Source organism: Nonomuraea sp. NPDC051298 (assembly GCF_055586305.1).
In genome coordinates, this window is sequence record NZ_JBVJIM010000007.1 from 149,536 (window position 1) to 168,658 (window position 19,123).

Below are 19,123 nucleotides of genomic sequence, written 5' to 3' on the forward strand. Positions count from 1 at the left end.
CGCGAGCGGCCGAGTGGGTACGTCTTTCCTCATCAGGCCGCCCCTGGCAGGAGGTTCCGCATGATCGTCGTACGAGCCTTGCCGCTGCTGGCCGCGCTCGCCGTCGCCGGTGTGGCGGGCTGCGGAGGGCCGGCCGGGCCACCGGGCACCGGGACGCCCGCCGCGACGTCCACGGCCGACCCATCATCCCCCGCCCCCGACACCGCCGACACGCCCGACGCCGCCGAAACCCCTGACACCGCCGACACCCCCGGCCCCGGCACCCCGGCCCCCGACTCGCCCTATCCCACCGAGACGCTGATCGCCGGTCACTACCAGCCGCTGTGGCCGTTTTCCGGCCCCGACGACGTCGCCGCCTGGCAGCGCGCCCACCAGAAGGACGGCCGCGACGCCTGGCACCTCGACCCCGCCCGCACCGCGATCGCCTTCACCCGCGACTACCTCGGATTCGAGGGGATCGACCGGGCCGTCAAGACCGTCCGCACGGGCGACCACGCCCGGGTCCACGTCGGCTACCGCAGCCCAGAGGGCTCCGAACGGTCGGTGGCGGCCGTCGTGCACCTCATGCGGTACGGCACGGGCGTACGCGCCCCCTGGGAGGTGGTCGGCACCGACGACACCACGCTCTCCCTCACCAGACCCGCGTACGGGGCCGCCGTCGGCTCCCCGCTGACCGTCGGCGGACGCATCACCGGCGTGGACGAGAGCATCAGGATCCAGGTGCTGCGCCCCGGCTCGTCCGGCCCGCTGGGGGAGCGCTGCTGCCTGAGCGCGGGAGGGGAGGACGCGGCCTGGTCGGCGCGCGTCACGTTCACCGCCCGTCCGGGCCGGACGCTGACCGTCGTCGCCTCCACCGGCGGGCACGTCGCGGAGGTCGAACGCTTCGCGGTGACGGGCGTGCGCGTGCCCGCCTCGTGAACCGCCTCGCGCGCTGAAATCCTCGACTCGGCAACGCTCCGGCCCCGACACTGGACCGATGCCCCCGGTGGCGGGGGATGATCGTCCATGGGACCCGCCCTTCGGCCACCGGACGGCCGCTCGGTGACCGCGACGCTTCGAGGTGCTCATGAGCCACGTGCAAGACCCCGCGCCCGCCTCGCTGGCGGAGCTGGCCCGCAGGCACGGGCTGCGCCCCGCCATCGCGCGGCCGCGGTTCGCCGCCTACGTCCGCCAGCTCTGGGAGCGTCGGCACTTCGTGCTGACGTACGCGACCTCGCGCAACGTCTCGCGCTACTCCGGCTCGGCGCTCGGGCAGCTCTGGCAGGTCATCACCCCGCTGCTGAACGCCGCCATCTACTACGTGATGTTCGGCCTCATCCTGGGCGGCAGCCACGGCATCGACAACTATCCGGCGTTCTTGCTGACCGGGATGTTCGTCTTCACCTACACGCAGCGCACGGTCACCGCGGGCGCGAAGTCGATCTCCGGCAACCTCTCGCTGATCCGCGCCCTGCACTTCCCGCGCGCCTCGCTGCCGCTGGCGTACACGATCCAGGAGCTGCAGCAACTGGTCGTCTCGATGGGTGTGCTGCTGGTGATCGTGGTGATCACCGATGAGCTGCCGAACTGGTTCTGGCTGATGATCCCGATCGTGCTGCTGCTGCAGACGATGTTCAACATCGGGGCCGGGCTGATCCTGGCCCGGCTGGGCTCCTCGCTGCGCGACCTCAACCAGTTGCTGCCGTTCATCATGCGGACCTGGCTGTACGCCTCCGGCGTGTTCTTCGCCATCCACGACAAGGTGGTCGACAGCGCCGGGCTGCCGGAGTGGGTGGCCACGGTGATGTACCTGAACCCGGCGGCCTCGTACATCGAGTGGATGCGCGACATCCTCATCGGCGACCACACGCCGCCGGGGATGGTGTGGGTCTCGTGCCTGGTGTGGGCGGTCCTCGCGCTGGTCGGCGGGTTCTGGTACTTCTGGCGGGCCGAGGACCGCTACGGGCGGGGCTGAGCCGCGGCCTCGCACGGGGACGACCGGCCGGGATGAAGCGCCGCCGCCGGGGAGTTGCACGAGGTGAGGCGTCCCGGACTCGTCTGTTCGCGGATGCCGTCACGGCGAAGGAGAGCCCATCACATGACCACGAACCCCGACTCCCCGGAGTCCGCCGCCCCCGTGCGCCAGCTCAGGCTGGTGGTCGAGGCGGACGACTACGAGGCCGCCCTGGCCTTCTACCGGGACGTCCTCGGCCTGCCGGAACAGGCCGCGTTCTCCAGCGGCGACGGCGCGCGGGTGGCCATCCTGGACGCCGGCCGGGCCACGCTGGAGATCGCCAACCCGGCCCAGAAGGTGATGATCGACGAAGTCGAGGTGGGCCGGCAGGTGGCGCCGAGGATCCGGGTCGCGTTCGAGGTCGACGACGCGCGGGCCACCGCCGACCGGCTGGTGTCGGCGGGTGCGACCGAGGTCGCGCCGCCCACGCGCACGCCCTGGGAGTCGCTCAACGCTCGCCTCGACGCCCCCGCGGGCCTGCACATCACGGTCTTCCAGGAGCTACGCACGCTGACGGAACGCGAGTCGCTCGACGGCTTCGGCAAGGACCACCCCTCGGGCTCCTGAAATCCCCTGCCGGGCGCACGCGTCCCCGGATCCGCCGGTTCCCCGTCCGCTGACGAGGAGTCGGCGGTGCGGCGTCACTTCGAGCGTGCGCCCCGGCGCGACGGGCGGTGCCCGTTGTGCGGCGTCTCGACGAGCGGGGTGTCGACGAGGTGCTCGACCAGGAACCAGATCTGCAGCTCCCCGGTCCGGATGACGTCGGAGACCAGCAGGTCGTTCGTGCCGTCGTCACCCATCTCGGCGGCGCGGGCGGCCGCGTCGTGGGCGGCGAGCAGGATCGTCTCGTGCGCCTCGATCAGGCGCGAGAGCATCGCCGGCACCTCCTCGGCGCCGTTCGGCGGCCGCGGCACCACGGTGATCTCCGCGACGTGCCTGGGGTCGCCCACCGCGATGCCGCCGAGCGTCTGCACCCGTTCGGCGATCAGGTCGACGAGCTTCTCCTGCTCCTCCGCGTGCTTGTCGAGCAGCAGGTGGAGCTGGTAGAAGGTGGGGCCGCGCATCAGCCAGTGGTGCTTCTTGTAGAGGGCGTAGAGGATCTGCGTGTCGGCGAGGATCTGGTTCAGCCGTTCGCAGGAGTAGCTGCGGGCCTCCTCCGACAGGGCCAGCGGCCACGTGCGGACCGTGCCGAACTCCTGGATCTCGGTGCCGTCCACGTGCAGCCACGGCTGGCTGCTCGATTTCTTCGACGCTTTGGTGCTGCCTTTGGCGCGCACGATCATCTCCTGGTGGGGTGAGTTTGAGCGGATCCGACCTCGAACCTTCCCGTACGTCCGCCAACGGAGCCCCAGATACCGCCAGGGCATGGCAAAAGTTGCATAACCCGCCCAAGCGGCGCCTCGCCCCGGATAACTCGTTTGCCCCGCCAGGGGGCGCGTTGACAGGATCTCCGTCATTCCTGCCTTCCCCAGCCGGAGCCGCCGTCCGAGATGTTCTTCCCCCCGAGACCGGCGTGCGTCCGACCATCCGCCGTTCCCGGGGCTGGGGCCTGATCGGGCGGCACGGCGACGCCTTCGCCTGGAGACCGCTCGGGTTGGGGGTACGGCGATGGCGCGGGGCCGTCCCCTTGGGGAGGGGACGGCCGGGCGAGGACGGGGCAGGCCGCGAGCGCGTCAGACGCGGTCGGCGGCGATCAGCAGGTACTGGAAGCTGCCGCTCCGGTACGCCTCGAGGAAGGCGTCCTCGATGCCGGTCACCAGATGCGTCCTGGCCCGCAGCTCCCAGTAGGGGATGGTGGCGGCGGTGAGGTCCACCACGCTGACCGGGACGAGCCGGTTGGCCGCCATCTCCCTGAAGTACGTGCTGCGGGCGTGGATGTCGCAGATGTAGTGGGCGTTGATCTGGCTGATGGCCCGGGAGGGCAGGCCGTAGGCGTCGTTGTAGCAGCCGGTGATGCACACGTAGCGGCCACCGCGGCGCAGCAGCCTGGAGTGCTCGGCGAACAGCAGCGACAGCTCGACGTACATCGTGCTCTCGTTGTTCCAGATGGCCTGGAAGGCGCCCGTGGGGAAGCCGGTGTCGAGCATGTTGCGGAAGTGGAAGCGCACCTTGTCCGCCACGCCGCGTTCCTTGGCCTGCTGGTTGGCGAAGGCCACCTGCGACTCGGAGATGGACACGCCGTCGACCTGGCAGCCGAAGCGCACGTTGGCCAGGAGGCTGGAGCCGCCCCTGCCCGACCCGGCGTCCATGACGCGGTGCTCGGGACGCAGCGGGCCGAGGTGCGCGAGCAGCAGCTCGGCCTGCGCGGTCTCCAGCCGGTGCAACTCGTCGACCACCCGTCTCTCCCTGGTCTCGGCGGGGCCGTCGAGGACCGACCAGTCCACCTCGCCGATGCCGTAGTGGTGGTGGTAGAGGCCGTCCACCTCGCCGAGGCGCAGGTTGACCGGGTTCTCCTCGGTGTTCCAGTAGTCGGCCACGGATTGCTGGTAGAGGCTGCTCAGCACGGGAGCGGCATTGGGGGTCACGGGGGTCATGGTCACCGCGTACTCCTTAGTCGTCGGTTGTCGATGGTGGGAAACGGGGTCAAGACTGATAGCGGGTGGTGCTGCCGTGCCATTCGAGGCATCCGGCCATCCACCCCTGCGCGCCGCGCAGGAACCGCTTCAGCTCGGGGAAGGGCAGGGCCGACAGCTCGCGGCGGCTCCGCTCGAAGCCGCGTACGAAGTGGTTGTGCAGGCGGACCGCGCGCTCGGTGGCCTCGCGGATGGAGCAGCCCTCCTCGGCCGCGATCAGCAGGATCACGTTGGAGTCCGGCAGCTCGTCGGCCGCCTCCCTTTCCACCGAGTGCAGGTCGTTGACCAGGACGCTGGCCGTGCCCGCCTGCATGAGGGCGGTGTGGAAGCGCTGTTCGCCGAACAGGTCGGCGGGCAGCTCGTAGCCGCCGACGATGTCGATGAGCGTCATGGAGGTGTAGAAGCTGTCGTGCTGGCGGGCGGCGAGGTAGCGCCACACCGGCGGGGGCGTCTCCAGGTAGCGCCAGGCGGCGTAGGCGGCCCAGCTCACGTACATCTGGCTGGTGATGTTGCGGATCCGCATGACCTGGCCCGGGCTGGAGTGGCGGGCCACGTGGCTGGTGGCCGAGCGCAGCGCGACCAGGACGGGATCGCCGCGGACGGCCTCCTCCAACTGGACGGTGTACTCGCCGGCGTCCGGCGGCGGGTCCATGGCCGAGGTGACCAGGGCCAGGCGCGGCGGCAGCTCGGTCGGGGCCGCGCCCAGCTCGGTCTCGTCGGCGTAGTAGTCGTCGGCCGCCCACCACGCCGCGTTCATCTGGGCCGCGATCAGCACCATGTCGGGGTCGTCGGAGTCGGGGTGGGCGAGCATCGCCAGCCGCCCGAACCCGGTGGCCGCGAACTCCTCCATCCGCCCCTCGTGGATGCCGGTCCGCTCCGCCCACGCCACCAGCCGCCGGTTGACCTCCTCGCCGAGGTCGTCGTCGACCCGGACGGTCTCGGGGCAGTAGAGCGGCGGGTACGTGCCGTCGCCCCACTCCCGCTCCCGGTAGGCCAGCGGCGCCAGGCTGTGGCGCCGCTCGCCCCCGGAGACCGACGGCAGCGAGACGCTCCAGGCGGGCGGGCCGCCGTCCTCGTGCCCGTCCCCGTCCTCGAACCCCTCGAAGCGCGGCCGGTACGGCTGCAGCGCGGCCCGCAGGCTCAGCGTGTACGCCCCCAGCCCGGTCGGCCCGGCCGGCACCGGAGCGGCGGAGGCGTCGAAGGGTGAGAAGTTCGACATAGGGCACCTCTTCCTTGGGTCGGCCGGTCAGGAGCGAGGGGCGGCGACGTCGACGTCCTCCAGGATCCCGATCGCGTCGGGCACCAGCACCGCCACCGAGAAGTAGGCACTGACCAGGTACGACATCACCGCCTGCGAGTCGATGCCCATGAAGCGCACGTTGAGCCCCGGCTCGTACTCCTCGGGGATGCCGGTCTGGTGCAGGCCGACCACGCCCTGGTCGTCCTCGCCCGTACGCAGGGCCAGGATCGAGGTGGTGCGCGCGCCCGAGATCGGGATCTTGCCGCACGGGAAGATCGGGATGCCGCGCCAGGCGGGCACCTCGTGCCCGTCGACGTCGGCGCTGCCCACGACCAGCCCGCGCTTGTTGCATTCGCGGAAGAACGCGGCGATGGCCTTGGGGTGGGCCAGCAGCAGGCGGGTCTTGCGGCGCATGCTGATCAGGTCGTCGAGGTCGTCGGGCGTCGGCGGGCCCGACCAGGTGTAGATGCGCTGGTCGTAGTCGGTGTTGTGGAGCAGCCCGAACTCGCGGTTGTTGAGCAGCTCCCACTCCTCGCGCTCGCGCAGCTCGTGGATGGTCAGGCGGAGTTGCTGCTCGATCTGGTTCATCGGGTCGTTGTAGAGGTCGGCCACGCGGGTGTGCACGCGCAGGACGGTCTGGGCGACTCCCAGTTCGTACTCGCGGGGGTACAGGTCGTAGTCGACGAACGTGCCGTCGATCACCGGCTCGCCGGTGTGGCCGGCCGCGACCCGCACCGCCGCCTCGCCGCGCCGGTTGACCGGCCGGCGGAGGCTTTCGAGGTGGCGGGCGAGGTGCTCGCGCAGCGCGGGGGAGCGGTCGGCGACGCGGCGCAGCTCCCAGCCCGGCGCGACCAGCAGCGTGCAGGCGGTCGCGGCCCTGTACGTGCACGGCCAGCGCGGGTCGTCCGCGGTCAGCACCTCGTCGCCGAACTGGTCGCCGTCGGCGATGATCCCCAGGAACTGGGGGCCGTCGTAGGGGCCGGTGGCCAGGCGTTCGAGGCGGCCGTGCGCGATGACGAAGGTCTGCGTCACCGGGCGGCCCGCCTCGGCGACGATCTCGCCGGGGCCGAACTCCCGCGCGGTGAACGTCGAGGCGATCTCCGCCAGTACGTCGGCGTCGCCGAAGCCGCGCAGCGCGGGGATCTCGGGCAGCGTCTCCGGGACGACGCGTACGTCGTCGGCCCCGCTCTGCGTCACCCCGACGCGCCCTCGGCCCGCCCGATGCGTCAGCCGCCGGTTGACCCGGTAGGTGCCGCCGCGCACGTCGACCCAGGGCAGCATGCGCAGCAGCCAGCGGGAGCTGATGGCCTGCATCTGCGGGCGGGTCTTGGTGGTGGTGGCCAGATTCCTGGCGGCGCTGGTGTCGAGGCTCAGCCGCGTTTCCGTCGGCTCCGTGGGCATTTTTCCTCCGGAGATCGGCAGGCAGTCGCTACTAAAGGTAGTGAAACGGATACTGAGCGTAGAGTCCCTGGGTGGACAGGAATCCTGGCGGCCGAGGAAGATCGATGTGCCCGCGCCGCCACTGGCCTACCGGGGCGATGACCATGCCTGTTCGGGGCCGTCGGCCGGTGGTGCGGTGGCGGTTTGAGGGTGTCTGTTGCCCGGTGCGTGCGGGTTCCCGGTCGCTCCGTGGTGGGTGGCCCGGGAGCTTGGCGGGGGCGACGTCCAGTCCGAGCCTGCGGACGGGAAGGGCCGTCCGCGGCGTCAGCCGGCTGCCCAGTCGCACCACGGCCGCCCGGTGGGCGGCGAGCGGCGGGGCGCCGGCGTGAACGTCGCCCCTTGCTTGGACAGCGCGGCCAGGCCCAACGGTTCCATCGGGATGTGAAACCGGTCTCGCGTTGTCGCATGCTCCCGGATCGGGATACTCTCATCATCCAGATGATGAAAACATTTCAAATCGGGAGACCGGCCTGATGATCGACGTGCCTGAGATCGACCTGACCGACCCCGCGGTGCTGCTGGACCTGCCCGCCGCGTACGCTCCGGCCAGGGAGAAGTCCCCGGTGGTCCGCCTGCTGGCGCCCGGCTTCGGCCCGTTCTGGGCCGTGACGCGGCACGCGGAGGCGCGGGCGGTGCTGTCCGATCCGCGCCTGGAGATCAACTCCGGCAGCTTCATGCGCCCCGACGTGCCCGAGCACTGCCGGCCGTACATGCGGACCATGTCCGAGATGAACGGCTCCGAGCACACCCGCCTGCGCAGGCTGGTCGCGCCCGCGTTCACGCCGCGCAAGGCGGCCGAGTTCGGGCCGCGCATCGAGGCCGTCGTCGAGCGCCTGCTCGGCGCGCTGCCCGAGCGAACCCCCGCCGACCTGCTCGCGAGCTTCTCCCGGCCGCTGCCGATGGAGGTGATCTGCGAGCTGGTCGGCATCCCCGACGCCGACCGCCCGAACTGGCACGAGTACGGCGTCGCCGTCGCGGCGGGCCACGGCGAGGCGTTCGGTGCGGCCATCCCGGCGATCATCGAGGGCGCCAGGGCGGCCATCGCCGCGGCCAGGGCAGAGCCCGCCGGCAACCTGGTCTCCGACCTCGCCCGCGTCGCGGAGGAGGACGGCGACCGCCTCTCCGACGACGAGCTGGTCACCATGGTCTGGCTGCTGGTCCTGGCCGGTCAGACCCCGGCGAACCTCATCGCCAACGCCGTGGCCACCCTGCTGGCCCACCCCGGCCAGCTCGCCGCGCTGCGCGACGACCCCGGCCTCATGCCGCGCGCCGTGGAGGAGCTGGCCCGCTGGTGCGCCCCGCAGATCATGACCGTCCCGCGCTTCCCCAGGGAGGACGTCGAGATCGGCGGGGTGACCGTGCCGAAGGGGGAGCCCGTGACGGTCTCGGTCGTCTCGGCCAACCGCGACCCGCGCGTGTTCGTCGAGCCCGACCGGCTCGACCTCACCCGTGAGCCCGCGCCGCACCTCGGCTTCGGTCACGGGGCGCACTTCTGCGTGGGCGCGTCGCTGGCTCGCGTGCAGACCGGCGTCGCGCTGGGCGTGCTGCTGCGCCGCTACCCGGGGATGGAGGCGGCCGGGGCGGCGGCGTACCTGCCGGACCCGGGGACGCTGCGGCTGGCGTCCCTGCCCGTGACCTTGCGGCCGGCGGGCTGAGGCGCCGCTGTCGATCTGGACATTTGGTGATATACGGGGGCAGGGTATAGCTTAACCGGCGTTGAGCTACGACGGAACGACCTCGAGGGCACCATGTCTGACCCCACGCACGCCGGACACTCCCACCATCACTCTCAGGAGCCTTCTCAAGAGCCCTCTCAAGGGCAGGGCCACGGGCACGCGCCCAAGGCGACCTGGGGTGTGGCCGTGTCGGCGACGCTGCACTGCCTGACCGGCTGCGCCATCGGAGAGGTGCTCGGCCTGGCGATCGCCACCGCGCTGGGCTGGCACGACCTGCCCAGCATCCTCCTGGCCGTCGCGCTGGCCTTCGTCTTCGGCTACGCGCTCACGCTGCTCGGCCTCCGCCGGGCGGGCGTCGGCTGGCGTGCCGGGCTGCGGCTCGCGCTGGCCGCCGACACCGTGTCCATCCTCGTCATGGAGATCGTCGACAACGGCGTCATGCTCGCCGTCCCCGGCGCGATGGACTCCGGTCTGGCCTCCCTGCTGTTCTGGGGCGCGCTGGCGTTCTCGCTGCTGGTCGCGTTCCTCGTCACCACCCCGATCAACAAGTGGATCATCGGTCGCGGCAAGGGACACGCGGTGATCCACGCCTACCACCACTGACGGTCACGCGGGCTGTCCGCCGCGACGCGGCGGCCGGCCCGCTTGACGACCCCGCTCTCAGGGTGCACTAACGGCGTGGCCGCATTTTTCCGGATTTCCGGTCATCGTGCGGCGACGCTCGAAGCGTGTCAGGGGTGAGTTCCACCGACGAGAGGAGAGCGGGGTGGACGCGGACTTCGCGGACTTCGTCCGGCACCGGGGTGACCACCACCTGAAGACGGCGGTCCTGCTGACCGGTGACTGGCACGCGGCCGAGGACCTCGTGCAGTCCTGCCTGGGCAAGCTCTATCACGTCTGGCACCGGCTGGACACCACCAGCGAGCCCGACGCATACCTGCGCCGGATCCTGGTCAACACCCACCGCTCGTGGTGGCGCGCCCGATGGCGCCGTGAGATCCCGCGGGCCGAGCTGCCCGACCTGCCCGGCCCCGGTGACCCGGGGGAGGGCGGGGCCGTGGCCGAGGACGTCCGCAAGGCCCTGGCCAGGCTGCCGGTCAGGCAGCGTACGGCCCTGGTGCTGCGGTTCTTCGCCGACCTGTCCGAGACAGAGGTCGCCGACCTGATGGGCTGCTCGGTGGGCACGGTCAAGACCCACACGCGTCGCGGCCTGGAGGCCATGCGGCGGCTGCTCCCGCGGGAGTCGGTGGCCGGCCGTGCCGAGGAGGAAGGGAGCGGGATCCGGTGAGACAGCGACAGGACGAGCCGTACCGGCAGGAGGAGCCTTACATGGAGGAGCGAGAAATGCGCGCCCTGCTCATCAAGGGGACCGAGGACCGGCCGCCGGGCATCCAGCTCGTCGCCGCGCCGCCCGTCCGCCGCCGGGGCCGGATCCTGGTCCCGTTCGGCACTGTGACCGGCACTGTGGCCGCCGCGGCGGTGGCGGTGGCGGCCGTGGTCGCGGCGGTCACGGTGGTCGTGCCCGGGAGCGGGTCCTCGGCACAGGCGCAGGCCAGGGTGGTCGCCGCGGTCGAGAACACCGGTCAGGAGAGCTACCGCATCCACACCGAGTCGGGGGACAAGACGTTCGAGGGCGCGTTCGACCCGGTGCGGCAGGTGGGCGTCATCACCCGGCAGGACGGGACCGAGACCCGCTTCGTCGGCGACACGGTCTACGTGAAGGAGAGCGGGAGCGCGACCTGGACGGCCGCGCCGCGCGACCTGGCGGAGCTGGAGAGCGCGCCGCCAGCCGTGTCCCTGGTCAAGCTGACCCCGCTGGACCCGCAGGCGGCGCTGCAGCGGCTGCGGTCGGCCACCGACGTACGCGAGCAGGGCCCGGCCTCCGGGGACGGCTGGAGCGGCGACCGGTTTGCGTTCACCCTCGAGGACGCGCCGGACCACAAGGCGGTCGGGATCACCGGCACGGTGGACGTGGACGACCAGGGACGGGTCCGCCACCTGGAGGTCCTTTACGGCAAGACCGGCCACAAGGTCGTCATGACCGTCGGGGACTTCGGCGCCCCCGTGTCGGCCGAGGCCCCGCCCGCCTCCGAGGTACGGCAGGAGCCCCCGCCCAAGCTGGGCACGGAGAAGCCGGTCAAGGAGGGTGTGGAGCCGGCCGTCCGGCCCACCTGACCGCCCTACCTGACTGCCCCGCCTGACCGGCCCGCCCCGCTCGCCGCAGCTCTGGCGGGCGGGCGGTGTGGGCGGTCAGTCCGTGACGCCGAGCTGGGTGCGGACCTGGGCGAGCAGGTCGCGCGGGAGCGGCGCGTAGCCGTACAGGGCGAGGCTGGACTGGCCCGCGTCCCCGGCCATGTAGCGCAGGAACGCCTGCACCAGCGGGTCGGAGTTGCGCGAGCAGGTGATCTCGTACGTGACCAGGACGATCGGGTAGGCGCCCTTGGTCCTGGTCAGGTAGTCGAACTGGAGCACCAGGTCGCCGTGCCCGCCGACGATCCTGGCGCTCTCCAGGGCAGTGGTGGCGCTCTGCGGCGACAGCGGGACGAACTCGCCGGAGGCGTTGCGCACGTGGGCGGTACGCAGGCCGGCGTTGCTGGCGAAGTCGTACTCGACGTACCCGATGGAGTCCGTGGTGTCCTGGACGGCCTCGGTGACGCCGGTGGAGCCCGTGACGCCCTCCCCGGTGCCGGTCCACCTCCTGGACGGCTGGTACGGCCAGCGGCCCGCCGCCTTGAGGTAGGTGGTGAAGTTGTGGGTGGTGCCGGACTCGTCCGAGCGGTGGAAGACGCGGATGCCGGTGTGCGGCAGGCTGGCGCCGCGGTTCTCGGCGGCGATCTCCGGGGCGTCCCACCTGGTGATGCGCCCGCTGAAGATGCCGCTCATGGTGGCCGGCGAGAGCCGGAGGTTCGGCACCGACTGCAGGTTGTGGGCCAGCGCGATGGGACCCACGACCATGGGCAGGTGGATGGCGCGGCTGTCGCAGCGGCGGTCGGCGCGTACCTGCTCGTCGGGACGCATGGCGACGTCGGATCCGGCGAACGAGGTCTTGCCGGTGATGAAGTCGCGGATCCCGGCAACCGAGCCGTTGGGCTCGTACTGCACCTCGAGGTCGGGATGAATGCGGTGGAAGTCGGCACGCCAGGCGTCCATCGCGCCCTGCTGCGCGCTCGACCCAGAGCCGGAGATCGACTCGACGACCGGCGGGTTCTGGGGCATGTCCTCGCGGCTGAGCACCACCGCTCCGCTCAGCCCGGCGATGCTGGCGACCAGAAGCAGAACAGCAAGCAGTGCCGGACCCGCGATCCATGTCAGCTTTTTAGACATTGAGGATGAGTGTATGAAGTGCTCATGTCTCCGGGGTTAACGCTGCGTCAAGCCCGGGGCGGCAAACCTTCATTTTCCCGTCAAATGGGATAAGTCGCCCTGGCTGGCGAAAGGTCACGGCACCGCGCCCTCGCAGGCTCTTCCGCACAACTTACACCTGATCGGCACAGAACGTGCGCCGCACTCTTCTTCCCGCGATTCTTTACGCAATTCTTTACCTGACGAACCGGTGTGACCGCTGCACCTGATAATGGGCACCCGGCCGCGAGAAAATCGGTGTGCCGGGAGATATATAAAGCGCGAGGGCCACGTCGCCCGCTGGTTCTGACGCCTTGTGGTCAGGCGCCCTCGGTGATCTGCCGGAGAATGGCGGTGTAGCGCTGGAAGGCTTCGCGCCCCTCGTCGGTCAGCGCCAGCCAGGTCCGGGGGCGCTTGCCGACGAAGCCCTTCTTCGCTCGCACGTAGCCCGCCTTCTCCAGCGTGGTGATGTGCTTGGACAGCAGCGAGTCGCTGACCTCGATCGTGTCCCTGAGGTAGCTGAACTCGATTGTCTCCGCCGCCGCGAGCATGGCCATGATCGACAGTCGTACCGGCGCGTGGATGATCTCGTCGAGCGCGTGCTGGGGGTGGCTCACCGGTCATCCTCGGAGCGGAGCACGCGCACCGCGCCGTAGAGCAGGGGGGCGGCCGCGACCAGCGCGACCAGGACATCGGCCGCCACCCACTCCGTCCCGGGCTCCCGCGGGCGCAGGAACATGTTGTAGAGCGACGCGAGCACGGTCGTCCCCACGAATGCCCAGGTGACGGGGTGGGCGATCCGGGATATCAGCCGGCTGTGGACGCGCTCGCGGAAGGCGAGGAAGGCGCCGAGCACCAGACCGACGATGAGGAGCAGCCGCAGGCCGTTGGATTCCTGGACCTCTTCGGGGCCGAGCAGCGCGGCGAGTTCCGATGCGGGCGCTAGAGCTTGATCCGGCCGGTCAGCCACCATTCGAGGTACTCGGCCAGGCCGGGAGCGACCCAGGTGCGGCTGTCGTTCATGTGGTTCCAGGCGAACACGTCGGTACGGCCGGTGTGGGGGACGAGCGCGAACTGGTCGCCGTTGCCGGCGTCGGCGAAGAAGAGCAGCGGGTCGAACGGCATGTAGAGCGATGCGTATCCGTTGTTCCGGCGGAAGGCCAGGTTGTCGGCGGCGACGCGTTCGGCCGGCCAGATCAGCCCGAGGCCGTACGCGCCTTCGACACCGTCGCTCTCGCGCAGCAGCGCGGCGAGTTGGTCAGGCAGCCGATGGCCGAGGAGCCGCTCACACTCCTGGATCGCCGATTCGGGTGCGGGCGGGCGAAAGGTCGTCTCGTCCGGCAGGGCGGAGATCAACGCGGTCCACATGGTTCGATCATGCCCGACGAACCCCTTTGCGGGCCGCCGATCAGCTCTTCGGGCAGTCCCGGGGGCCGACGCTCTGCCCTGCGCCGACGACGGTGACCTGGGCGCCCCCCGGTACCGTGGCGGTGGCCGTGCACACGATCTGCCCGACGGCGAGTGCGGACAGTTCGCCGGCCGGAGTGGACAGGGTCACCATCAGATGGCCGGCCGGGCCGGCGTTCACCGAGAGCGGGGCGGCTTCGGGCGGGACGTCGGTGGTCAGCCCGCGTGCCTGTTCCACCGCGGTGGGCCCGGCTGCCAGCAGCGCGAGCGTGTCCTCGATGAACAGGGGACGACCACGGGGCCCGTCCCGCGTCACGGCGCTGAGCCGGCCGTCCTTCACGAGGTAGAGGTTGATCGTCGCGGGCAGTGCGACGGGACCGCTCGGCGGGGGGCCGACGCGGATGACGTCGCTGGGCCGCACGCCGCAGCCGGTCACCGCGACGAGTGCGATGAGGCCCGCGGCGAGCACGCGGCGGGCGGGCCAGGTCCTCACGCGGGGCCTCCCGTGTCGGTCTGCGCGTCCGGATCGTGTTCCCGGCGTGGCAGGCGCAGCGTGAAGACGGCGCCGCCGTCCGGGGCGTTGGCGACGGTGAGATCGCCTCGGTGCAGGCGCGCGTTCTCCCGCGCGATGGCCAGGCCGAGGCCGCTGCCCTCGGACCTGGCCCTGGCCGCGTTGGCCTTGTAGAACCGGTCGAACACGTGCGGCAGCACCGCTTCGTCCAGCCCCGGTCCGTGGTCGCGGACCTCAAGAGCGATCCAGTGCGGGTCGGCGGAGAGCTTGACCGACACCGGCGGCTCGCCGTGCCGCAGGGCGTTGCCGACCAGGTTCGCGAGGATGACGTCCACCCGGCGCGGGTCCAGCCGGGCCGTCACCGCGGGTGGCAGCTCGGTGCGCACCGGCTCCGACCAGCCCCGGGTACGCAGGGTCGCGCGCACCAGCTCGGCCACGTCGACCTCGTTCAGCGCGAGGGCCGCGACGCCGGAGTCGAACCTGCTGATCTCGATGAGGTCGTTCACCAGCCCGGTGAGGTTGAGCGTCTCCTGGCTGACCAGCCTGGCGGCCCGGCCGGCGGGCTCGGGCAGCCCGGCCGCCTCCTCGTCGAGGACGTCGGCGACCGCGGCGAGCGCGGCCAGCGGGGTGCGCAGCTCGTGGGACACGTCGGCCACGAACCGGCGGGCGTCGGCCTCCATCTCGCGGAGCTGTCTGACGTGCCGTTCCAGCTCCGCGGCGGTGTTGTTGAACGTGCGTGCCAGGTCGGCCAGCTCGTCGGAGCCGCGGACCGCGATCCTGGTCCGCAACTCGCCCTCGCCCAGCAGGCGCGCCGCCCGGCCCAGCTCGCGCACCGGGCGCAGCACCCCACGGGTGGCCAGCAACGCGAGGACGACCGCGAACACCAGGACCGCCCCGCCGATGAGCCAGGCTTTGGCGGCGAGCAGGTCGATGCTGCGCTGTTCGGGATGCAGGCTGTGCGCGACGTAGACCTCGATGCCGGACGCCCGCGTCGGCCGGTCCCCCTCGGCGATCAGCACCGGCGCGCCGATGATCAGGAAGGGCCTGCCCCGCCACGTCACACGCTGCCACGCGATGACGCCGTCGGCCACCGCCTGCCGCAGCGGCCGCGGGATCACCCCGGGATCCAGGTCCGACGGCGAATGCGCCGCGCCGTAGACGGCGATCGCGGGGGCGTTCCCGTCGGCGACGGTGCGGGCGATCTGGCCCAGCTCGGCCGCGTCCGGCGTCGGACTCCGCAACGGGAAGAGCGCCTCCAGGCGGCTCCTCATCACCTGGAGCGCGGGATCCTGGGCCCGCTGCAGGATGTCGTTGCGGGCCTGGGCGTACATCCCGCCGGCCACCGCCGCCGCGGTGACCACGCACAGCAGCGCGAACGCGGACAACAGCCGGGCACGCAGCCCCAGACTCGGCCGAGGTGCCATCGGCGGCTCACACCGGCCCGAACCGGTACCCGAACCCACGCACCGTCTGCACGTAGACGGGCGCCGCCGAGTCGTCCTCGATCTTCGCGCGCAACCGCTGCACGCACGCGTCCACCAGACGCGAATCGCCGAAGTACCCGTGCTCCCACACCGACTCCAGCAACTGCTGGCGGGTGTGCACGCGGCCCGGCGTGCCGGAGAGCTCGAGCAGCAGGCGCAGCTCGGTGGGGGCGAGGCTGACCGGCACGCCGCGGTGGGCGACCACCAGCCCGGCCCGGTCGATGGTCAGGTCTCCGTAGCGCTCCAGCTCCGCCTGGTCCCGGCCGACCCGCCGGAGCACCGCGCGGATGCGTGCCTCCAGCACCCTGGGCTGCACCGGTTTGACCACGTAGTCGTCGGCGCCCGCCTCCAACCCGGCCACCACGTCCATGTCGTCGCCGCGCGCGGTCAGCATGATGATCGGCACCTCCCCGGCGGCCCGGATGCGGCGGCAGACCTCGAACCCGTCCATGCCGGGCAGCATCAGATCGAGCACGACGACGTCGGGCAGGTCCGCACGCAGCCGGTCGAGCCCCTGCTCGCCGGACTCCGCCGCGCGCACCCGGTGCCCGTGCCGGGTCAGGGCCAGCTCAAGGCCCTCCCGTACGGCCGGGTCATCCTCGATCAACAACACTCGCGACACGCTGCCGAGCATCTCAGCACGCTCCGTAACTCGCCCGCCGGTCAACACCATCCACTGTCGGCCGGCCGTGTCCTCGCCGCGTCCGCGCCATGTCATGGTTGTGTCACGGCCGAGCCGACGATCGCGCGGACGGTCGCGCCGTCGACGAACGGTGACATGCGGCGGACGACGCGCGCACATTCGGCACCAATCGTAGTTCGTCATGAACGAACCACGGACCATCCCACCTCGGCCCCGAGATCGGCTGTTCGCCGCGGTCACGCTGGTGCTCGCCGTTCTCCTGCTGCCCGCGGCGTTCGTCCGCCGTCCCGGCCGCGCCCGCGAACTGGCCTGCCGATGGGCATTACGGATGCGATTCCCCGCCGAGGACCTCACCGGGCTCACCGACGGCACCATGGCGGCGTTCACCGCGGCGCGCACCACGGCGCTCTGGCGTCACGGCCAGCTCATCGGCCTCACCTCGGGCTACCGCGATCCCCTCGTCCAGCAACGGATGTTCGACGAGGAGGTGCGCCGCTCCGGCTCCCCGGCCTCGGCACGCATGCTCGTCCTGCCCCCGGCGGAGTCCAACCACGTCAAGGGCATCGCGCTGGACGTACGCCCCCACGAAGGCGCGCGCTGGCTCGAGGAGCACGGCGCCCGCTACGACCTCTACCGCCTGTACGACAACGAGTGGTGGCACTTCGAGTACCGCCCGGACACCGGCGGCACCCCGCCACCCCGGCGCCCCCACCCCGGCCTCGGCCACGTCAGCGAGAGAGGACAGGGGTTTGCCGGCGGGGAGTGACCACGCGTCCGGATCGCTGGGACGGCGTCTGCGAGCGGCGCGCGAGACGGCGTTCGCCGGGCGGGAGGAAGAGCTGGCGGCTTTCCACGCGGCGTTGTACGGCGGCGGCCGCAGCGTCCTGTACGTGCACGGTCCCGGGGGCATCGGGAAGTCGGCCTTGTTGCGGCGGTTCGCCCGCGAGGCCGCGCTGGCGGGGCGGCCGGTGTCCATGGTGGACGGGCGCATGTTGGAGAGCGCGGTGGAGTCGGCGGCGGCGTTCGAGGCCGAGGCCGGGCCGGCGCTTCGCGACGGGGACGCGGTGCTGCTGGTCGACGACTTCGAACGAATCCAGGGCCTGGAGGGATGGCTGCGCGAGCGGTTCCTGCCACGGCTGTCCATGGGGGCGCTGGTGGTGATCGCGGGGCGGTACCCGCCGGACCTGCGGTGGCAGGCGGATCCAGGATGGGCGGGCGCGCTGGAGGTGCTGCCGCTGCGCGGCCTGCTGCCCGGAGACGCACGGGCCCTGCTGGACTCCTCCGGGACGCCGGCCGAGTCGCGCGAGCCGCTGCTGGCCTTCGCCGATGGTCATCCGCTGGCGCTGCTGCTGGGGGCGGCCGTGGCGGTGAAGGACGGCGGGGCGGGCCGGCGGTGGACGCCGGATCAGGGCGTGGTGGCCACGCTGCTGGATCACCTGGTCGGCGAGCCGCCCTCGGCGGCGCATCGGCGTGCTCTGGAGATCTGCGCGCACGCGTACACGACGACGGAGGACCTGCTGCGGGCGGTCCTGCCGCAGGACGCCGGGACGTTGTTCCGGTGGTTGCGGCGGCTGCCGTTCGTGGAGTCGGGCAGCCTCGGGCTGTCCCCGCACGGCGTGGTGCGGGAGGCGCTGGAGGCGGACCTGCGCTGGCGGGATCCCGAGGGGTACGCGGTGATGCACGACCGCGTTCATGCGCATCTGGCGGACAGGGTGCGCACGGCGAGCGAGGCGGACGTGCCCGGCGCGGTGGCGGCGCTGCTCCACCTGCATCGCGACGGCGGGACGCCGGCCGGTGTGCCCGGCCGCCACGACGAGGGCGAGTTCCTGGAGGAGGTGCCGGGGGAGGAGGACGTCGGCACGTTGCTCCGGGTGGCGACGGCGGCGGAGGGCCCGGCGTCGGCGGCCCGCGCCGCCTTCTGGGCGGAACGTCGGCCGGCGGCGTTCCGGCTGTATCGGCGGGCCGGGACCGGCGAGCCCGTGGCCGTCTCCGCGTGGTTGCGGCTGGCGGAGCCCGATGAGGAGGAGCTGGCGGCAGACCCCCTCGTGGCCAGGGCGTGGGCGCACGCACGTGCCACCACGCCGGTGCGGGCCGGTGAACACGTGGCGGTCGGCCGGCAATGGGTGCTGCCGTCCTGTCGCGGGAACTCGCCGGTGACGGATCTGGTCCTGTGGCGAGTGATCGGCAATTGTCTGCGGTCCGAGCGGATGGCCTGGTCGTACGTCGAGCTGCGGCATCCGGACCCGGCGTGGGCGGAGCGTCTGCGGCGGCGTTACGGGATGCGTGACATCTCCGGGCGGCCGGGGCCGGGGGATGACGGATACGCCCTGTTCGCTCATGACTGGCGGGCCGTGCCGGTGCGGGCGTGGCTGGAGCGGATGAGTCGGCCGCTCGTCGCGGGGCCCGCCGGCGGCCAGAGCGCCGCGACGGCGGAGCTGGCGGTGCTGTCGCGGGCGGAGTTCGCCGAGGCGGTGCGCAAGGCGCTGCGCCAGGTGTCGCGGCCGGACGCGCTGGCCGCCTCCCCGCTGACGCGTACCAGGCTGATCGCCGAGGTGGCCGGGCAGGACCCGGCCAGCGCACTGGGTGACCTGCTCCGCCAGGCGATCGACGGCCTGCGGGAGGATCCGCGGGCGGTCAAGTTCCACCGGGCGCTGTCCGCCACGTTCCTCCACGGCGCGCCCACCCAGGAGCTGGCCGCGGAACGGCTCGGCCTCCCCTTCACCACCTACCGCCGCCATCTGACGGTCGGCCTCGAACGCGTCTGCGCCGACCTGTGGCACCGGGAGCTGTACGGCATCGGCGGACCGGCCTGAC

Annotated in this window: 20 protein-coding genes; 9 read left to right on the forward strand and 11 right to left on the reverse strand. The window is 72.0% G+C overall.

What is annotated here, in order from left to right; all coding sequences use genetic code 11:
- Positions 1-60 precede the first annotated feature (60 nt).
- The 3 genes from ACZ6S0_RS22185 (at position 61) to ACZ6S0_RS22195 (ending at position 2,560) form a co-directional block, all read left to right on the forward strand.
- Complete coding sequence (locus ACZ6S0_RS22185; protein ID WP_465920663.1) at positions 61-918, forward strand: hypothetical protein; 858 nt, start codon at positions 61-63, stop codon at positions 916-918.
- Positions 919-1,066: 148 nt separating this feature from the next.
- Complete coding sequence (locus tag ACZ6S0_RS22190; protein ID WP_465920666.1) at positions 1,067-1,954, forward strand: ABC transporter permease; 888 nt, start codon at positions 1,067-1,069, stop codon at positions 1,952-1,954.
- A gap of 123 nt (positions 1,955-2,077) precedes the next feature.
- Entirely contained in the window at positions 2,078-2,560 is a 483-nt protein-coding gene (locus ACZ6S0_RS22195; protein ID WP_465920669.1) for a VOC family protein, read from the forward strand.
- Between the two features lie 74 nt (positions 2,561-2,634).
- Here the strand turns inward: ACZ6S0_RS22195 and ACZ6S0_RS22200 are convergent, their stop codons facing one another.
- The 4 genes from ACZ6S0_RS22200 to ACZ6S0_RS22215 all read right to left on the reverse strand — a co-directional run bounded on the left by ACZ6S0_RS22200 (position 2,635) and on the right by ACZ6S0_RS22215 (position 7,222).
- Positions 2,635-3,270, reverse strand: coding sequence for a Dps family protein (locus ACZ6S0_RS22200; RefSeq protein ID WP_465920671.1), 636 nt, complete (start codon positions 3,268-3,270; stop codon positions 2,635-2,637).
- Between the two features lie 396 nt (positions 3,271-3,666).
- The gene (locus ACZ6S0_RS22205; RefSeq protein WP_465921171.1) at positions 3,667-4,527 is read right to left on the reverse strand and encodes a geranyl diphosphate 2-C-methyltransferase; all 861 of its coding nucleotides are present in this window, start codon (positions 4,525-4,527) and stop codon (positions 3,667-3,669) included.
- 49 nt (positions 4,528-4,576) lie between these two features.
- The gene (locus tag ACZ6S0_RS22210) at positions 4,577-5,785 is read right to left on the reverse strand and encodes a family 2 encapsulin nanocompartment cargo protein terpene cyclase (protein WP_465920672.1); all 1,209 of its coding nucleotides are present in this window, start codon (positions 5,783-5,785) and stop codon (positions 4,577-4,579) included.
- A 27-nt stretch (positions 5,786-5,812) separates the two neighbouring features.
- Positions 5,813-7,222, reverse strand: coding sequence for a family 2B encapsulin nanocompartment shell protein (locus tag ACZ6S0_RS22215; protein WP_465921173.1), 1,410 nt, complete (start codon positions 7,220-7,222; stop codon positions 5,813-5,815).
- 497 nt (positions 7,223-7,719) lie between these two features.
- Here ACZ6S0_RS22215 and ACZ6S0_RS22220 point away from each other — a divergent pair, with 497 nt between their 5' ends.
- From ACZ6S0_RS22220 to ACZ6S0_RS22235, 4 genes are all read left to right on the forward strand, one after another.
- Positions 7,720-8,901, forward strand: coding sequence for a cytochrome P450 family protein (locus tag ACZ6S0_RS22220; RefSeq protein ID WP_465920673.1), 1,182 nt, complete (start codon positions 7,720-7,722; stop codon positions 8,899-8,901).
- A 93-nt stretch (positions 8,902-8,994) separates the two neighbouring features.
- Positions 8,995-9,525 carry a DUF4396 domain-containing protein gene (locus ACZ6S0_RS22225; protein ID WP_465920675.1) on the forward strand — a complete coding sequence of 177 codons (531 nt, stop codon included), beginning with the start codon at positions 8,995-8,997 and terminating at the stop codon, positions 9,523-9,525.
- A gap of 163 nt (positions 9,526-9,688) precedes the next feature.
- Positions 9,689-10,210, forward strand: coding sequence for a SigE family RNA polymerase sigma factor (locus ACZ6S0_RS22230; protein ID WP_465920679.1), 522 nt, complete (start codon positions 9,689-9,691; stop codon positions 10,208-10,210).
- Entirely contained in the window at positions 10,207-11,097 is an 891-nt protein-coding gene (locus ACZ6S0_RS22235) for a hypothetical protein (RefSeq protein WP_465920681.1), read from the forward strand. The genes ACZ6S0_RS22230 and ACZ6S0_RS22235 overlap by 4 nt, the downstream gene beginning before the upstream one ends.
- Before the next feature lie 75 nt (positions 11,098-11,172).
- Here the strand turns inward: ACZ6S0_RS22235 and pstS are convergent, their stop codons facing one another.
- From pstS to ACZ6S0_RS22270, 7 genes are all read right to left on the reverse strand, one after another.
- Entirely contained in the window at positions 11,173-12,246 is a 1,074-nt protein-coding gene (gene pstS / locus ACZ6S0_RS22240) for a phosphate ABC transporter substrate-binding protein PstS (RefSeq protein WP_465920684.1), read from the reverse strand.
- A gap of 338 nt (positions 12,247-12,584) precedes the next feature.
- On the reverse strand, positions 12,585-12,881 hold the full coding sequence (locus tag ACZ6S0_RS22245) for a winged helix-turn-helix domain-containing protein (protein ID WP_465920687.1): 297 nt from the start codon (positions 12,879-12,881) through the stop codon (positions 12,585-12,587).
- Positions 12,878-13,237: a hypothetical protein gene (locus ACZ6S0_RS22250; protein WP_465920689.1), complete on the reverse strand. Its 360-nt coding sequence runs from the start codon at positions 13,235-13,237 to the stop codon at positions 12,878-12,880. Before ACZ6S0_RS22250 ends, ACZ6S0_RS22245 begins: the two co-directional genes overlap by 4 nt.
- Positions 13,207-13,632 carry an SMI1/KNR4 family protein gene (locus ACZ6S0_RS22255; RefSeq protein ID WP_465920692.1) on the reverse strand — a complete coding sequence of 142 codons (426 nt, stop codon included), beginning with the start codon at positions 13,630-13,632 and terminating at the stop codon, positions 13,207-13,209. The genes ACZ6S0_RS22250 and ACZ6S0_RS22255 overlap by 31 nt, the downstream gene beginning before the upstream one ends.
- A gap of 40 nt (positions 13,633-13,672) precedes the next feature.
- Complete coding sequence (locus tag ACZ6S0_RS22260) at positions 13,673-14,164, reverse strand: GerMN domain-containing protein (RefSeq protein WP_465920694.1); 492 nt, start codon at positions 14,162-14,164, stop codon at positions 13,673-13,675.
- The gene (locus ACZ6S0_RS22265) at positions 14,161-15,606 is read right to left on the reverse strand and encodes an ATP-binding protein (RefSeq protein WP_465920696.1); all 1,446 of its coding nucleotides are present in this window, start codon (positions 15,604-15,606) and stop codon (positions 14,161-14,163) included. Before ACZ6S0_RS22265 ends, ACZ6S0_RS22260 begins: the two co-directional genes overlap by 4 nt.
- Before the next feature lie 7 nt (positions 15,607-15,613).
- Entirely contained in the window at positions 15,614-16,288 is a 675-nt protein-coding gene (locus ACZ6S0_RS22270) for a response regulator (RefSeq protein WP_465920700.1), read from the reverse strand.
- A 202-nt stretch (positions 16,289-16,490) separates the two neighbouring features.
- On the opposite strand from ACZ6S0_RS22270, the gene vanY-N reads away from it, so the two are divergent.
- Complete coding sequence (gene vanY-N, locus ACZ6S0_RS22275; RefSeq protein ID WP_465920703.1) at positions 16,491-17,075, forward strand: D,D-peptidase/D,D-carboxypeptidase VanY-N; 585 nt, start codon at positions 16,491-16,493, stop codon at positions 17,073-17,075.
- Entirely contained in the window at positions 17,059-19,122 is a 2,064-nt protein-coding gene (locus tag ACZ6S0_RS22280) for an AAA family ATPase (RefSeq protein ID WP_465920706.1), read from the forward strand. Before vanY-N ends, ACZ6S0_RS22280 begins: the two co-directional genes overlap by 17 nt.
- The last annotated feature ends 1 nt before the right edge of the window (position 19,123 follow it).

Excerpts from the sequence above, each read along its gene's own strand:
- ACZ6S0_RS22185 (WP_465920663.1), top strand. The coding sequence starts at position 61 with ATGATCGTCGTACGAGCCTTGCCGCTGCTGGCCGCGCTCGCCGTCGCC.
- ACZ6S0_RS22190 (WP_465920666.1), top strand. The coding sequence starts at position 1,067 with ATGAGCCACGTGCAAGACCCCGCGCCCGCCTCGCTGGCGGAGCTGGCC.
- ACZ6S0_RS22195 (WP_465920669.1), top strand. The coding sequence starts at position 2,078 with ATGACCACGAACCCCGACTCCCCGGAGTCCGCCGCCCCCGTGCGCCAG.
- ACZ6S0_RS22205 (WP_465921171.1), bottom strand. The coding sequence starts at position 4,527 with ATGACCCCCGTGACCCCCAATGCCGCTCCCGTGCTGAGCAGCCTCTAC.
- ACZ6S0_RS22210 (WP_465920672.1), bottom strand. The coding sequence starts at position 5,785 with ATGTCGAACTTCTCACCCTTCGACGCCTCCGCCGCTCCGGTGCCGGCC.
- ACZ6S0_RS22220 (WP_465920673.1), top strand. The coding sequence starts at position 7,720 with ATGATCGACGTGCCTGAGATCGACCTGACCGACCCCGCGGTGCTGCTG.
- ACZ6S0_RS22225 (WP_465920675.1), top strand. The coding sequence starts at position 8,995 with ATGTCTGACCCCACGCACGCCGGACACTCCCACCATCACTCTCAGGAG.
- pstS (WP_465920684.1), bottom strand. The coding sequence starts at position 12,246 with ATGTCTAAAAAGCTGACATGGATCGCGGGTCCGGCACTGCTTGCTGTT.
- ACZ6S0_RS22250 (WP_465920689.1), bottom strand. The coding sequence starts at position 13,237 with ATGGTGGCTGACCGGCCGGATCAAGCTCTAGCGCCCGCATCGGAACTC.
- ACZ6S0_RS22255 (WP_465920692.1), bottom strand. The coding sequence starts at position 13,632 with ATGTGGACCGCGTTGATCTCCGCCCTGCCGGACGAGACGACCTTTCGC.
- ACZ6S0_RS22265 (WP_465920696.1), bottom strand. The coding sequence starts at position 15,606 with ATGGCACCTCGGCCGAGTCTGGGGCTGCGTGCCCGGCTGTTGTCCGCG.
- vanY-N (WP_465920703.1), top strand. The coding sequence starts at position 16,491 with ATGAACGAACCACGGACCATCCCACCTCGGCCCCGAGATCGGCTGTTC.